9 protein-coding genes are annotated in these 15,629 nt (G+C 35.4%); 8 read left to right on the top strand and 1 reads right to left on the bottom strand.

Features of this window, described 5'->3' with window-relative positions:
- Window positions 1-309: 309 nt before the first annotated feature.
- The 8 genes from OH814_RS18245 to OH814_RS18210 all read left to right on the top strand — a co-directional run bounded on the left by OH814_RS18245 (window position 310) and on the right by OH814_RS18210 (window position 14,549).
- Entirely contained in the window at window positions 310-1,029 is a 720-nt protein-coding gene (locus OH814_RS18245) for a hypothetical protein (RefSeq protein ID WP_308829144.1), read from the top strand.
- A gap of 394 nt (window positions 1,030-1,423) precedes the next feature.
- Window positions 1,424-2,275 carry a BadF/BadG/BcrA/BcrD ATPase family protein gene (locus OH814_RS18240; RefSeq protein WP_076560032.1) on the top strand — a complete coding sequence of 284 codons (852 nt, stop codon included), beginning with the start codon at window positions 1,424-1,426 and terminating at the stop codon, window positions 2,273-2,275.
- A 313-nt stretch (window positions 2,276-2,588) separates the two neighbouring features.
- Complete coding sequence (locus OH814_RS18235; RefSeq protein ID WP_123886870.1) at window positions 2,589-4,877, top strand: NADP-dependent malic enzyme; 2,289 nt, start codon at window positions 2,589-2,591, stop codon at window positions 4,875-4,877.
- 169 nt (window positions 4,878-5,046) lie between these two features.
- On the top strand, window positions 5,047-5,631 hold the full coding sequence (ruvA, locus tag OH814_RS18230; protein WP_308829143.1) for a Holliday junction branch migration protein RuvA: 585 nt from the start codon (window positions 5,047-5,049) through the stop codon (window positions 5,629-5,631).
- 6 nt (window positions 5,632-5,637) lie between these two features.
- Window positions 5,638-12,687 carry a cell surface protein SprA gene (gene sprA, locus OH814_RS18225; RefSeq protein ID WP_374990588.1) on the top strand — a complete coding sequence of 2,350 codons (7,050 nt, stop codon included), beginning with the start codon at window positions 5,638-5,640 and terminating at the stop codon, window positions 12,685-12,687.
- Between the two features lie 162 nt (window positions 12,688-12,849).
- The gene (locus OH814_RS18220; RefSeq protein WP_308829142.1) at window positions 12,850-13,725 is read left to right on the top strand and encodes a CPBP family intramembrane glutamic endopeptidase; all 876 of its coding nucleotides are present in this window, start codon (window positions 12,850-12,852) and stop codon (window positions 13,723-13,725) included.
- A 94-nt stretch (window positions 13,726-13,819) separates the two neighbouring features.
- On the top strand, window positions 13,820-14,197 hold the full coding sequence (gcvH, locus tag OH814_RS18215) for a glycine cleavage system protein GcvH (protein WP_308829141.1): 378 nt from the start codon (window positions 13,820-13,822) through the stop codon (window positions 14,195-14,197).
- The gene (locus OH814_RS18210; protein ID WP_308829140.1) at window positions 14,103-14,549 is read left to right on the top strand and encodes a VanZ family protein; all 447 of its coding nucleotides are present in this window, start codon (window positions 14,103-14,105) and stop codon (window positions 14,547-14,549) included. The genes gcvH and OH814_RS18210 overlap by 95 nt, the downstream gene beginning before the upstream one ends.
- Before the next feature lie 7 nt (window positions 14,550-14,556).
- Here OH814_RS18210 and OH814_RS18205 read toward each other — a convergent pair whose 3' ends face one another.
- Complete coding sequence (locus OH814_RS18205) at window positions 14,557-14,709, bottom strand: hypothetical protein (RefSeq protein WP_308829139.1); 153 nt, start codon at window positions 14,707-14,709, stop codon at window positions 14,557-14,559.
- Window positions 14,710-15,629: the final 920 nt, after the last annotated feature.

The following is a 15,629-nucleotide window of genomic DNA, read 5'->3' as shown; positions in this document are numbered from 1 at the left end:
TGTGACGATTCAGAGTTTTCATGATAAACCCGATTGTCTACTCCCTGATATCCGGTTGATTGTTCTTTTATTTCCTGATTAAATTTTTTTTATAAAGAAAAATGAAATAGATCAAAATGCCGCTTTGGCATCCGAAATGCTTCAAGCTTTACATTTTTGAAATATAGGTGACGGATATGAAAGGATTGAAAAAAAAAGATTTGTATTACAAAACATCACTCTTAAATAAATATAACCGCAGAAATTTTCTGCGGTTTATTTTTATAGTGAAATTTTTTCTAAATTTATCTTAATAAAAAAATACAAATTATGTCAAAAAATGAAACAGGGCATGTAAAAAACATTGCAAATGCCAATCTATTATGCACACACATTGCAGAACTTGGTGCAAAATACAATCCCAGTAATCCAAAACTGCTCCTGACAAATCTTAAGGATATGTACAATACTGCTTTTGCACATCAGGAAACCGTAAACAATTCAATAGCTCCCTATTCACTTGCGGTAGATAATCGCGAAAAACTTTTTGCTCCCGTAAGCAAAAAAATAACAAAGCTTCGGAAAATGTATAAGACGACAGAAGGAGTTACGATGGCTCAGCTGGAAGATTTTATGACCATTGCAAGAAAGCTGAAAGGGATTAAAAAGAATAATTCGGCTGTTGCAGATCCACAGCAAGAAAATATTAAAATTTCGATTTCACAAATGAGCTATGATCAGCGTACCAATAATTACGAGGTTCTTATTTCATTATTACAGAATACACCAAACTATTTACCAAACGAAATAGAATATCAGGTTCCTACACTCCAGCAGGAAAAAGTGCAGATGTTACAGGCAACCCAAACAGTTGCAGATTCCTTCATTCCTTTAAATGCAGCCCGTACTGTAAGAAATAATACGGTTTATAATTCAGAAGACAATTTAGTAGACACCTTCAACAAAGCCAAAGATTATATGTTTACAATTCTCGATGGAAGCTCATTACAATACAAAACAATCTCTAAGATCAAATTTAAAAAAGCATAACCGGACTAAAGGTTCAAAAAAATCATTCATTCAACCTTATAGGTTTCCAAAAACCTATAAGGTTTTATTCACAAAACTTATATTTTTCAGTTTGTCATCCTGAAAGGATCTCAACAGCAAATTAAAATAAATAAGACATCCTTCAGAATAGATAAGACATCTTTCAAAATAGATGAGGCATCCTCCAAAGTATATAAAGCATCCTCCGGAATCGATAAGCCTTTTTTAAAATAAAACACGTCTGTGCACAAATAGAAAAGCCAATCTCTAAACTAGTTAACGCATACTCTAAAATAGATAAGGCATCTGCCGGATCGGAATGACATATATCTCGTGTCAATAATCGCTTATTTAAAAGATAAATTCATAATTTAGCACTCTTAAAATATGAAATATGGTTGCTATTGTTGATAGTGGTTCTACAAAATCAGATTGGGTAATATTAGACGAATTCAAAAATGTTTTTTTGAAAACGGAAACCATTGGTTTCAACCCCAATTTCATCAGCAAAGAGCTTATTGTTCCGGAAATTGAAAAAAACAACAGCTTAGTATCCGTTAAAAATTCGATTACCAAGATATTTTTCTATGGGTCAGGATGTGGCGTTAGACAAAACTGCCAGACCATTGAAGAAGAAGTGGGGAAAGTTTTTATCAACGCAAAGATTACTGTAAAAGAAGATCTTATGGCTGCCGCATATGCTGCGTACAGAGGGAAGCCAACGATAGTCTGTATTTTAGGAACGGGCTCGAACTCATGTTATTTTAACGGAGAAAATTTAAAGATAAAACTTCCTTCATTAGGTTATCTTATGGGCGACGAAGGAAGCGGAAGTGCCATAGGAAAGCAGTTGGTGCGTAGATTCTTTATGCAGAAACTTCCTCAGGATCTTCACCTTGAGTTTAAAGAAATATATGGCTTAACGATCGATGAAGCGTTAAAAAACATGTATCATACAACAAGACCCAATGCTTATCTAGCCAATTTCAATAAATTTGTGGTCGAAAGAAAAGAGCATCCCTATTTCCAGCAAATGGTTTTGGAAGAGATGAAAAACTTCTTCGATTATCAGGTTCTTCCTTACGAAGAAGCCAAAGAAGCCGAGATTAATTTTATCGGTTCTATTGCTTATTATTACGAAAATATTTTACGTTCTGCAGCGTCAGAACTCAATTTGAATGTGGGGCACATCGTGCAAAAGCCCATCGAAAGCTTGGTTGATTACCACATTAAATATATTTTATAATAAGTAATAAGTTTTAATAAAAAAATAATATATAAATACATGTCAAATTAAGTAATCAAACTTTTCTAAACGACTTAGGAGTTCGCAGCGTAAAGAAATTCTAAAAGATTCCGTAAAGAAATTTCCACTGTTTGAGTGGCGGCAGAAAATAGGACTAACATCTGAAATATTGTTTCCGCCCGCGTTTGGCGATTTTTAGGAAGTTTTTTAAAATTTTAGCGGAGAAATCCAGTCTTGAATTTTTGATTCTTTTGTTTTAAGATAAAACAGTAACTTTTAATTTGATAAATTTTAAATAAAAACAGAAAATTATATGTCAAGTAAAACTCACCGCGACGAAAAAAACTTTAGTCAGGCAGCGTTAGATTATCATAAAGCAGAACCCAAAGGAAAAATTGAGGTGATTCCTTCAAAACCACACTCTTCACAGAGAGATTTGTCATTGGCATATTCTCCCGGTGTTGCGGTTCCTTGTATGGAAATCCATCACAATCCTGAAACAGTGTATGATTATACAGGAAAAGGAAATCTGGTTGCTGTGATCTCCAATGGTACGGCAGTTCTCGGTTTGGGTGACATCGGAGCTGAAGCTTCAAAGCCCGTAATGGAGGGAAAAGGTCTTCTATTTAAGATTTTTGCAGACATCAATGTTTTTGATATCGAAATTGACGAAAAAGATCCTGATAAATTTATTCAGATTGTAAAAGGTATTGCTCCGACTTTCGGAGGGATCAACCTTGAAGATATCAAAGCTCCCGAAGCTTTTTATATTGAGCAGAAACTAAAAGAAGAATTAGATATTCCTTTGATGCACGATGATCAGCACGGGACAGCAATTATTTCTGCCGCAGCATTGATCAACTCACTTCAGATTGCCAATAAGAATATTGAAGAAGTGAAAATGGTGGTAAACGGAGCAGGAGCAGCAGCTATTGCATGTACCAATCTGTATATTTCTCTTGGTTTAAAAAGAGAAAATGTATTGATGTGCGACAGCAAAGGCGTTATCAATCATAAAAGAGAAAACCTTACTCCGGAAAAATTAGATTTTATTGCTCAGACTGATATTGAAACTTTAGAAGACGCTGTAAAAGGCTCAGATGTTTTCATCGGTTTGTCAAAAGGTAATGTGATGACTCCTGAAATGCTAAGCAGCATGAGCGAAAACCCAATCGTTTTTGCATTGGCAAATCCAGATCCGGAGATTGCTTATGATTTGGCAATTGCGACGCGTAAAGATGTGATCATGGCGACAGGAAGAAGTGATTATCCTAATCAGGTAAACAATGTTCTTGGTTTCCCATATATCTTCCGTGGCGCACTTGATGTGCAGGCAAAAGGTATTAATGAAGAAATGAAATTGGCTGCTGTACATGCGATTGCTAATTTGGCTAAAGAACCGGTTCCTGAAGCGGTTATTTTAGCATATAATGTTCAGAACTTACAGTTTGGCAGAGAATATTTTATTCCGAAGCCATTTGATAACAGATTGATTACAAAAGTATCAAGTGCGGTAGCAAAAGCAGCTATTGAAAGTGGTATTGCAAGAAAAACAATCGCAGATTTCGACGAATACGAAAATCAGCTTCTCGACAGAATGGGAAGAGATGAAAAGTTGGTAAGAATGATGCAAAACCGTGCAAAAGCAAACCCGAAAAGAATTACTTTAGGAAATGCTGAAGAATATAATGTTCTGAAAGCTGCGCAGATTTTATATGAAGAAGGTATTGCTTATCCGAGTCTTTTAGGAGATAAAAAATACATCAAAGAACAGATGGAGCGTTTCGGAATCGACATTGATGTGCCGATTATCGATCCTAGTGATGATGACCAAAAAGCAAACAGAAAAAAATACAGAGAAACACTTTGGAAACTTCGTCAGAGAAAAGGGATGAACGAGTACAAGGCAAAAAGATATGTTCGCCAGAGAGATTATTTCGGACCGCTGATGTTGAGACATGGTGATACCGACGGTTTGATTATTGGTTTTTCTAAAAATTATACTTCAGTTTTGCGTCCTGTTTTAGAAGTTATCGAAAAAGATAAAGGCGTTGATAAAGTTGCGGCAATGATGATGATTTTGTCTGAAAAGAAACCTATTTTCTTCGCAGATACGTCTATCAACCAAAATCCTACAGCTGAAGACTTAGTGAATATCGCTAAAATGGCAGAGCACACCGTGAAATCATTTGCTATCGAACCGAGAATTGCAATGCTTGGTTTTGAAAACTTTGCAGCAATCTCAGATACTTCCAAAAAAGTAGCAAAAGCGGTAAGCATTCTTCACGAGAAGTTCCCGAAAATGATTGTGGATGGAGAAATTCAGCCTGATTTTGCAATGAATGCAGATCATTTGAGCGATTATCCGTTCTCAAAATTAGGAACAACTCCGGCAAACACATTCATCTTCCCAAATCTTGAATCTGCAAACTTGTCGTACAAAATCATCAGAGGAATGAAGGTTGCGCAAGTAATCGGACCAATTTTGATGGGACTGAAACAGCCTGTTCACGTTTTACAGATGCGCTCAAGCGTAGACGAAATCGTTAATCTGGCAACGGTAGCAGTTTTAGATGCACAAAGAAGAGAGGTAAAAAAATAATTACTCATTTTTATCAAATATAAAAAACTCCAAATCAATTTTGGAGTTTTTTGTTTTTAAGCTAAATTCTTGTCTTTGTTAATACAAAAAAAGTTAAATATCATTCTTATGTTAAATGAATTTATTACTTAGTTTAAATTACTATATTTGGAAGTTATAAAATTTAATAATGATATTTTCTTTACAGGGCATCGTTCAGGAGCTTACACCTACTTACGCAGTAATCAACGTAAATGGTGTGGGATATTATACCGGGATCAGCCTCATGACTTCTCAAAAACTGGTTTTAAATAAAGAAACATTTTTATTCATTCAGCAGATCATCCGTGAAGATGCACATTTGCTTTTTGGGTTTCATACCCGCTTGGAAAAAGAAAAGTTTAATCTCTTAATTAGTGTAAATGGAGTAGGTGCTGTTTCGGCGCTTATTTTATTATCAACTTTAACCCTTGAGGAAATTGCATCGGCAATACTTTCAGGGAACGGCGCACTAATTCAAAAAGCAAAAGGAATTGGTACAAAAACTGCCGAAAGAATTATTGTTGATTTAAAGGACAAAGTTCAGAAATTTGGGGATGCCGAAGGAAATATTTCTTCGTTTGAGAATAATAAAGTGAAGGAAGAATCGTTATCTGCATTAGAAGTTTTAGGGATTCCTAAGAGAACAAGTGAGAAAATTGCAGATCGTATTTTGAAGCAAATTCCCGAAATTACTGTAGAAGAATTGGTAAAACAAATTTTAAAAAACATTTAACATTTGGTGAAAAATAATAAGTTTCTCAGCATCTATATACTCTTGTCGTTTTTATTCTCCTCTATACATATTTATGGGCAGGATCAACCGCAGCAAGGTGTTTCTATAAAAAAGGATTACGAAGTTACCGACCCTACTTACTACGAAGCATATTACGATGTGAAAATCGGAATGTACTACGTGTATCCTAAGATTGGTAATACAATTACCGGACCACCTGTTGCCATGTCGCCGGAAGATTATAAAGAGTTTATGCTTGCAGAGCAGTCCAAGGCTTTTTATAGAGATAAATCTGACCGTTATAATCTAATGTTCAGAAGAGATAAAACAGATGCGGCAAAGAAAGGTTTGATTCCTTCTCTAACGATCAATAACCGACTTTTTGAATCTATTTTTGGAAGCAATAAAATTGAAATTATTCCTTCGGGTTATGCTTCATTTGACTTTGGAGGTTTATATCAAAAAATAGATAATCCATTAATTTTACCACAAAACAGAACAAGTTTTACCTTTGATATTGATCAAAGAATTCAGTTGGGATTAATCGGAAAGGTCGGTGAAAACTTACAGCTTAAAGCAAATTACGATACTCAAAGTGGTTTTGCCTTTGAAAACAGAATGAATTTGGTCTGGCAATCAAAAGGAACCTGGAGAGATCTTCAGACTAAAGGCTTAAATGATGTCAACAAACCGAATTCTGGTGGTGAAGATAAGATCATCAAAAGAGTTGAGTTTGGTAATGTAAATATGCCGCTTTCTACAAGTTTGATACGTGGTTCAGAATCTTTATTCGGGGTGAAAACCGAGTTTCAGTTAGGTAAAACTTTCGGAACAGTGGTGCTTTCGCAACAACAAGGTGAAGCACGAAATATCGTCGTACAAGGTGGTGGAACAATGAGCAACTTCAAGATAAATGCGTTAGATTATGAAGAAAATCAGCATTATTTTATCGGACAGTATTTCTTAAATAATTATGATAATGCTTTGCTAAATTATCCACAGATCAACTCCAGAATCAGTATTTCAAGAATGGAAGTTTGGGTTTTAGATCAAGGAAATTCAAATTTAGCATATCAGAAAAGTATTATCGGGATCAGAGATTTGGGAGAAGGAGCTTCAGGGTTGCCGGATAATTCTCAGAACGGATTATACAATCAGGTTAATAACGCAATTGGAACTCCAAGAGAACAAGGGAAAAACTATCTTACCAATTTTCAGGGACAAACATTTGCAGGAAGTACACAGCCTTATGAAAATGGGGAGCATTTTGTACTGAGTACCAAAGCCAGAAGAATGGATGCGAATGAATATACCTATCATCCGCAATTGGGGTATATCTCTTTAAATCAAAAACTAAATGAAAATCAGCTTTTAGCGGTGTCATTTTCATATACTGTAAACGGAACCAATCAGGTTTATAAAGTAGGGGAATTTTCTGAAGAAAGTCCGGTACTTGTTACCAAGCTATTAAGATCAAACAGTAATACAAGAGTAGATTCACCGATGTGGAATCTAATGATGAAGAACTTCTATTCTTTAGATGCAGCACAGGTAGACCGTGATGGTTTTATTTTAAACGTTTATTATCGTGACGCTAAGACAGGTGGTAAAGTAAATTACTTGCCCGGAACGACCGTTGAAGGCACCAATTTGCTTAAACTCTTAAACTGGGATAGACTTAATGTGAATGGTGACTTACAGGCTAATAATGGTGTATTAGGTGACGGGGTGTTTGACTTTGTAGAAGGAATTACGATCCGAAAAGATCTCGGCCGGATTATGTTTACCAAAGTACAGCCTTTCGGAAGTTATATGTCTCAGGTTTTGGGCAGTAATGATCCTCAATATGTGTTTTCAGATCTTTATACACAACAGAAATTACAAGCCAGCCAAAGTAATCTTGCCCAGCGTTATACGCTGGAAGGTCGTTATAAAGGAGCTCAGGGACAGGGTATTTCTTTGGGTGCCGTCAACGTACCTCAAGGTTCTGTAAAAGTCTCTGCAAACGGAGTACAGCTTACAGAAGGTATTGATTATACAGTAGATTATATGCTTGGAAGTGTTACCATCATCAATGAAACGGTAAAACAATCTGGTCAGGCAATCAATATCTCATTAGAAAATCAATTGACCTTTAATACTCAGAGAAAAAGATTTTTAGGTTTAAATTTAGAAAGAAGAGTCAGCGAAAACTTTATTTTCGGTGGAACAGTTGTTAATTATTCCGAATCTCCGCTTACCCAAAAAGTGAATTACGGTCAGGAAGCCGTAAACAATACAATGGCGGGAGTGAATATGATGTACAACAATCAGTTACCATTCCTGACTAGACTCACCGATAAAATTCCGGGAATCAACACTGAAGCTCCTTCCAACTTAAACTTTAAAATGGAAGGCGCCTATTTAATTCCGGGAATCAATAAAGGAACAAACGATCAGTCATACATCGACGATTTTGAGCAGACTACTTCAAAAATATCATTAAAAGAACCTACCGCCTGGAGTTTAGCTTCCAAACCTGAAAAAAGTCAGGGAAATCCACTTTTTACAGGAGCCGGCTCTAATGATGATTTGACAAACGGTTACGGAAGAGGTTTGTTGTCATGGTATAATATCGATCCGAGATTTTGGGGCGTAGGAGGTAAAGCTCCGCAGGGAATTACTGCAGCTTCCGTTTCCAATCACGCATCAAGAAGGGTACAGTTTTCAGAAATTTTCAACAACAGAGATTTTGTAGCGGGTGAGCAGACGTTTACCAATACTTTTGATATTTCTTATTTCCCTCAGGAAAAAGGACCTTATAATGCCAATCCGGCAACGGAAACAACAGCTCAAAGATGGGCGGGAATTATGCGTCCTATAAGTGTTACCAATTTTGTAAATTCAAATATTGAATATGTAGAATTCTGGATGATGGATCCTTATGCGGACGGAAATACTTTAGGTGCAAATCCTAAACTTTTACTACAATTAGGAAATGTTTCTGAAGATGTGCTTAAAGACGGTTTAATGCAGTATGAAAACGGTTTGCCTACCGGAGGAAGTCCTTCAAGTACGACCGCTTCCAATTGGGGAGTACAGCCAAAACAACCGCCGATTTTATATGCATTTTCAACTGAAGGGGCAGATAGAACAGCACAGGATTTAGGATATGACGGATTAAGCTCAGATCAGGAATCGATGAGGTTTGGAAATACTTTTGTAAACCCGGTGACCAATCTTTCAGATCCTGCAGTTGATGATTTTGTATTCTATTTGTCTGATAAATTTACAGGAAATCAGGCTGCATCTATTGTACAACGATACAAATATTTCAGAGGTCCGGAAGGAAATTCAAGAAGCGGTTCATTGGAAGTTTCTTCACAGACTCCGGATGCAGAAGATATCAATAAAGATTATAATCTGGATCAAACTGAAAACTATAATGAATATGCGATCAAATTAGATCAGGCAAGTTTAGGATTGGGAACAGATAACTATATTATTGATCAGAAAACAGTAACGGCTACTTTTCAAAATGGATCTACTGATGATGTAAAATGGTATCTTTTTAGAATTCCTGTTTCGAAATTCAATGAACCAGGAGTTGGAGGTGAGAAAAATGCTTCGGTTCTTAATAATGTGAGATTCGCAAGATTATTATTAACAGGATTTGATCAGACTTCAACTTTGAGATTTGGTACAATGGATTTGATTAGATCTGACTGGAGAAAATATACTAGTGGAATTGCAAGTCCGACTGTAGCTTCAGATCAGGAAGGTATAGGAAACGCTCCGGGAAATGCCGAGCTTGAAGTAGGAAGCGTGAATATCGAAGAAAATGCATTAAACCAGCCTCCTTATGTGCTTCCTCCGGGAATTGACAGACAGGTTCTTAGTGGGAATGCGGGAGCACAAAGACAAAATGAATCTTCATTATATTTAAAGGCAACACAAATTGCAAATCAGGCTAGAGGGGTATTCAAAAATACATCTTTAGACATGAGAAGATATAAGAAATTGAAATTATTTGTTCATGGTCAAAACTTAGATAATCCAGCAGCTTCGGATTATGATCCTAATACAAAATTCTTTATTCGATTTGGTAGCGATGCAACAGATAACTATTACGAATATGAAGCTTCGGTAAAATATACATCAAATTTTGCGACAACACCTTTAGAAATCTGGCCTGCAGAAAATGATGTTGATTTTAATATTCAAGATTTTGTAGATGCAAAAATCAGAAGAGACCGAAATTCTCCTAACAATATTATTCAAAGAACAAAAGACGCACAATTTGGTGATGCAAGTAAAGGAATATACATAAAAGGTAGACCTTCTTTAGGAAATATTACAACCATAATGATTGGTGTAAGGAATATTGGTAATGGTCGTGAAACTCCAAATAATGTAGTTCTTTGGGTAAACGAAATTCGTCTTTCTGAAATCGAAAATGATGGCGGTTATGCAGGAAATGCAAGTTTGAATTTTAACTTGGGAGATTTTGCAACGATTAATACAAGTGCTTCTTATTCATCTGTAGGTTTCGGAAACATAGATTCTAAGCCGGCTGAAAGAAGTCAGGCTACACAATCGGCGTTCAGTATCAATACGGCTGTGAACGTAGATAAATTCTTACCTGAAAAAACAGGAATGAAAATTCCAGTGAATTATTCTTATTCTCAAACCATCGAAGATCCGAAGTACAATCCTTTAGATACCGATGTTGAATTTAGCAAAGCTGCAAATAAGGAAGAGCTTAAAAAAGTCGCCAGAACGTATACTCAGCAGAGAAGTATTGGTGTGGTAAACATGCATAAAGAAAGGGTAAAACCTGACAGTAAACCTAAATTTTATGATGTAGAAAACCTTTCATTGACGGCAGTTTATAATGACGATCATTACCGTGATATCTACACCAAGAAAAACTACAGACAATATTTCAGAGGATATTTAGATTACAACTACACATTCAAACCGTGGGTAATAAAGCCATTCAATAAAATGATAAGCGATACGGCAAAATCTACAAAATATCTGAGATGGGTAAAAGAGTTTAATTTCAATCCGGTTCCTACGAGATTATCTTTCAGAACTGAGCTCGACAGAAATTATAACGAGCTAGAATTTAGAAATATTGATGCCATTCTTAGCGGAAATCTTAATGATGATTTTGCTGCTTTGAAGAACAGAAACTTCTACTTCGGTTGGCAATATGGTTTAGGATTTAATTTTACTAAATCTTTAAAACTGGAAATCAATTCAGCAACGAGAACATTGAATGACCAGGTAGATGTGAATACAATGGATACTTCTTCCATCTTCGGAAATATTTTCAGATCAGGAAGACCGGTTTTATACAATCACAGAGTTCAGTTAAATTATAAATTACCGTTTCAATATCTTCCATATCTCGATTTCATAGATGCAGAATTGGGTTACGGATTTACGTATAACTGGAATGCAAGATCTACAGCGCTTCTTGCAAGTCCTGAAGGAAGTTTAGGATCAATTGGTCAGAATACCAATATTATTTCGGCAAATGCTACGGCAGATCTTCCGAAATTCTTTGGGCAGTTCAATTACTTTAAAAAGATTTCTACAACACTGCAAAAGCGTAAACAGGAACAGGATTCATTAAATAATGCAGTGAATCAGGCTTGGGAGAAAAACAGATATACGTACAAAAAATATAAGTTTAAAAACAAGCTTTCTATTTTACAGAGTGCAGCATTTGTACTTACTTCTATGAAGCAATTGAATGTAACGTACACCGAAAATAACGGAAGTGTACTTCCTGGTTTACTATCTGCTCCAAACGGATACGGTTATGGCCAGACATTAGGAGGTCCGTCTATAGGTTTCCTTTTTGGTTCGCAGGCAGACATCAGACGATTGTCTATGGAAAGAGGCTGGGTAAGTGATTCACCATATATGATAGATCCTTATATGAAGATGTCCACACGAGAATTTAGGGCAGATTTGCAAGTCTCCCCGGTGAATGATTTTAATATAAGTTTTAATGTTTTACAAACCTATAATCGAAATTTCTCGCATACAGGATTCAATTATGTAGATGATTTTGGAAATGCGAATCCAAACCTAACATTTGCAAGTGATATGGTGTCCTATTCCAATACGGTGGTTCTTTTAAATTCATCATTTAAAGAAAGTACTGTGATTTATGATGCTATCAGAGCCAATGCTCAGTTGATTTCACAACAAATGGGCGGAGTTTTAAATCCTGATGGATATACAGAAGGATATGGTATTTCTAATGCTTATGTTTTAATTCCGGCATTCCGTGCTGCAATGGAAGGTAAAAATCCTGAGCGCTTAGGAAATGCAAAAAAAGCAGGACTTCCGATTCCGAACTGGAGAATTATCTATTCAGGCCTTAGAAATATCCCGATTATTAACGGACAGTTTACCAAATTTGATATTCTTCATAGTTATACCGCAACGTATACAGCAACTGGAGTGCAATCGAATATTGATTATTTCAACAGCCGAAATGACACATCGAGTTCTTTAAGAGACGTGAATGATAATTATATAAATCCTTATACATTCTCTCAGGTAAGTTATACAGAATCTTTCTCACCACTTATCGGAGTTGATGTTACGATGAGAAACAATATGCAGTTTGGGGTGCAGTACAACAAAACAAGAAGTATGATTCTTGGTTTGGTTAATCACTCTCTTACTGAAGATGCGTATACAGAATATGTGGTAAGATTGGGATATATCGTAAGAAACTTCCGTTTGGGAACCAATAATCAGAGAGGAGCAAGAGCGAAAGGTTCAGACCTAAATATCCGTGGTGATATTTCTCTGCGAGACAGCCAGACAAGTATTATGAATATCTTATTAAATGATTCTCAAATTACGGGTGGACAAAAATTAATGAATATCAAGCTTTCTGCAGATTACAATGTTTCGGAAAATCTGAATCTGAGATTATTCTACGAGCAGATGACTTCAAAATACAAAATCTCAACGGCTTTCCCGCTGTCAACAATCAGAGCCGGGATTTCTGCGACATTCACTTTTGGTGATTCCGGAGGTTTATAAATAAGTTAATAAAATTCCTTTCTAAAATAAGAAAGGAATTTTATTTCACAACTATTGGATAATAGGTTTTCAATCATTATCTTTGGTAGGTAATAATAATTAATTTAAATAAGAATAAAAGATGCGCAGTATTGTGTGTCTTTTGTTTTTTTAATGACCAGCATGGAAACTTCAAACAAGAGAAAGAGAATTTATACAGAAAATAATTTATTAAAAGCAGGAATTATTATTTTCTTTGGATCTTTAATAGGTAATATTATTTTATCATATTTTAATGAATCAGAATTTTCTTCTAGTATAACACGTTTCAACGATTTTACCTTAATTCATTTTATTGCAGCTTTTACAATCGCACCCGTCTTGGAAGAATTGATCTTCCGAGGAATTTTTACAGGGAAAAAGATCTTTAAATATGTAATGTATTTAGGATCCTTACTTTACATTATATTATTACAGAATTATTATCTAATTCCAATACTTGCCATATTTATTGTAGCATTTGAATTAAATAGGAGTAAGAATATTCCATACCATATCTATTATATTAATGCAGTGCTTTTTGGTTTGATGCATTATGAGTTTAATGACTTAAAACTGTTAGACACTGGGATTGGCATTGTAATGACTTCAGGAATGGGCTTGATTTTAATTTGGATGGTTCTGAATTTCGGACTGATATATTCAATACTATTGCACGCGCTCAATAATTTTGTTGCAGTTGCCATTATCGTTTTAGGAAACGAAACTGCAGATATGAATTTAAAGAAAGTGGAAACCCAAGATTTCACAATGAAATATCAACGTGTTTCTTTTTTTATTAAGAATGGAAATATGGAAGTTGAGAACAATAAATCTTTAAAAGCAGAAAATATGAGTATTTCCAATATCCACAATGCCCTATGTTCTGATGAGAAGCTCGATGATCTTTATTTTGGAAAATTTAATGTCTCGATTGAAAGAAAATCTAATAGTACAAAAAAGCTAAATTGCGAATCTTTTCACCAACTTTTAAATAAAACAGACCTCAAAGAAAACTAATAAAATGAGAAGTTTGAAAAGCATTAAATATTTCAACATTTTATTGGAGCATTAATGTATTTTTGAATAAATTTGTCAACATAAAAAAAATAAAATGAATACACCGTCAGAATTAAAGTACACTAAAGACCACGAGTGGGTAAAGATCGAAGGTAACGTTGCTACAATTGGTATCACAGACTTTGCGCAAGGCGAGTTGGGAGATATCGTTTATGTAGATGTAGATACAGTAGATGATGATGTGAATGGAGGAGATGTCTTCGGAAGTGTAGAAGCTGTAAAAACGGTTTCAGATTTATTCTTGCCTATTTCAGGAAAAGTAACAGAGTTTAATGCTGCGTTGGAAGATCAGCCAGAATTGTTAAATACAGATCCTTATGGAAACGGATGGATCATTAAGCTTGAGATTGCGGAAGGTGCGGATCATTCAGAATTGCTTTCAGCAGAAGAATATCAAGCACTCATTGGATAAAATTTCAAACATATTTATTAAGATACTGCCCATTTATTGGGCATTTCTTACTTATATGCTTCTGCGTCCCGGTGTCGAAAATCACGAATACTTCTTTATGTTCGACGGTATCGACAAAGTTTTGCACTTAAGTATATTTGCGGCATTGGGCTTTTGCTTTATTGCTGCTTTTCCCAGAATCAGATTTTCTTATTTCTTCCAGATCATTTTGATTTACGCATTCCTGACAGAAATTTTCCAGGAAGAAATGAAACTCGGCAGATCAATGGAAACACTCGACATTGTTGCTGATACCATAGGATGCTTAATCGGCTACTATATATATAAGGTATTAGCGAAACGTTATCTCTGATTTCGCCTTAAAAGCTTAAAACACATTTACCTCTGACTTTGTCGGAGGTATTTTTTATATAAATATTACCTATTCCGATAAATCTTCCAACTAAAACTCTCCAACCCATCCATTTTTCCAACGCTCCAACTTTTTTCTTGTAGCTATTTCCGGCTTTCACTACTCGCTTTTTTTGCCGAGCTTTTCCTTTGCGGCAAAAAGAGCTCATACATGCCGTTCAATGGTAAGTTTGCATTAGTAAAATAGATTAATAATTTGGTTAAAAAAATCAACCAAAGAGCAAGAGCAGCAGGATAAAGGTAGACGCTTCACTGATACTAAGATATCTCCCCCGATTTTATTCCCCTGCTGCTGTTTTCTTCCAAATCCGGATAGAACATTCCGGGCTAGGGTTCAGTTCTAGTAGAGCTTTTAGTATCTTTAAAACTTCTATTTCAAAGTTTTAAATTCAAAATCTAAAATTTAGATTATTCTTTTATAATTAATTGGATATATACATTCAGTTGACCACACCCGATGCGCTAGAAGTAAAGATTGAAAAGCCACAGAGTGGCGACCAGTTAATAGAATAGAATGCGACATTCCATAATAGGAAATTAAGCTCCGTGGGAGCGACCTGTAAGAATTAAGACTATATCATATATAAAAGGTACTGTTTTGTAAACCTTGCCCTTGCCAAATCCGAAACCTTCCATACAACTCTCCAACTCGCCAACCCTCAAACAACCCAAACCCCATAAAATTATTCTCTCACGTAACCAATACCTTAGCTTTAAATATGAATTAAAATTAAACATAATGTTACATAAATTAGGATTGTGTTGTATAAAAGTTCTACTTTTGCCCCACTGAAAAACGAGAGTGATTCGGTAGCGCAGAAGAGCTTTTAAGGAGGCGGAAACGATAAGACTAATGTCATCTACAGATGGATAGAGATCAATAAAGACTTTTAATTTTTTTATAAATAAAATTTGGTAAAGTTAAAAAGATTAGTATCTTTGCAATCCGGTAAAACGGGAGCGCAGGAGTAGAGGGGTTGGATGTTTGGGTAAGGATTTAGGGTCATCAAAAAACTTTAAA

It is taken from the genome of Chryseobacterium sp. CFS15 (assembly GCF_031118795.1).
In the GTDB taxonomy this organism is placed as follows: Bacteria; Bacteroidota; Bacteroidia; order Flavobacteriales; family Weeksellaceae; genus Chryseobacterium; species Chryseobacterium indoltheticum.
The sequence above is the reverse complement of the archived record's forward strand: the minus strand, read 5'-3'. Positions and strand labels throughout refer to the sequence as shown.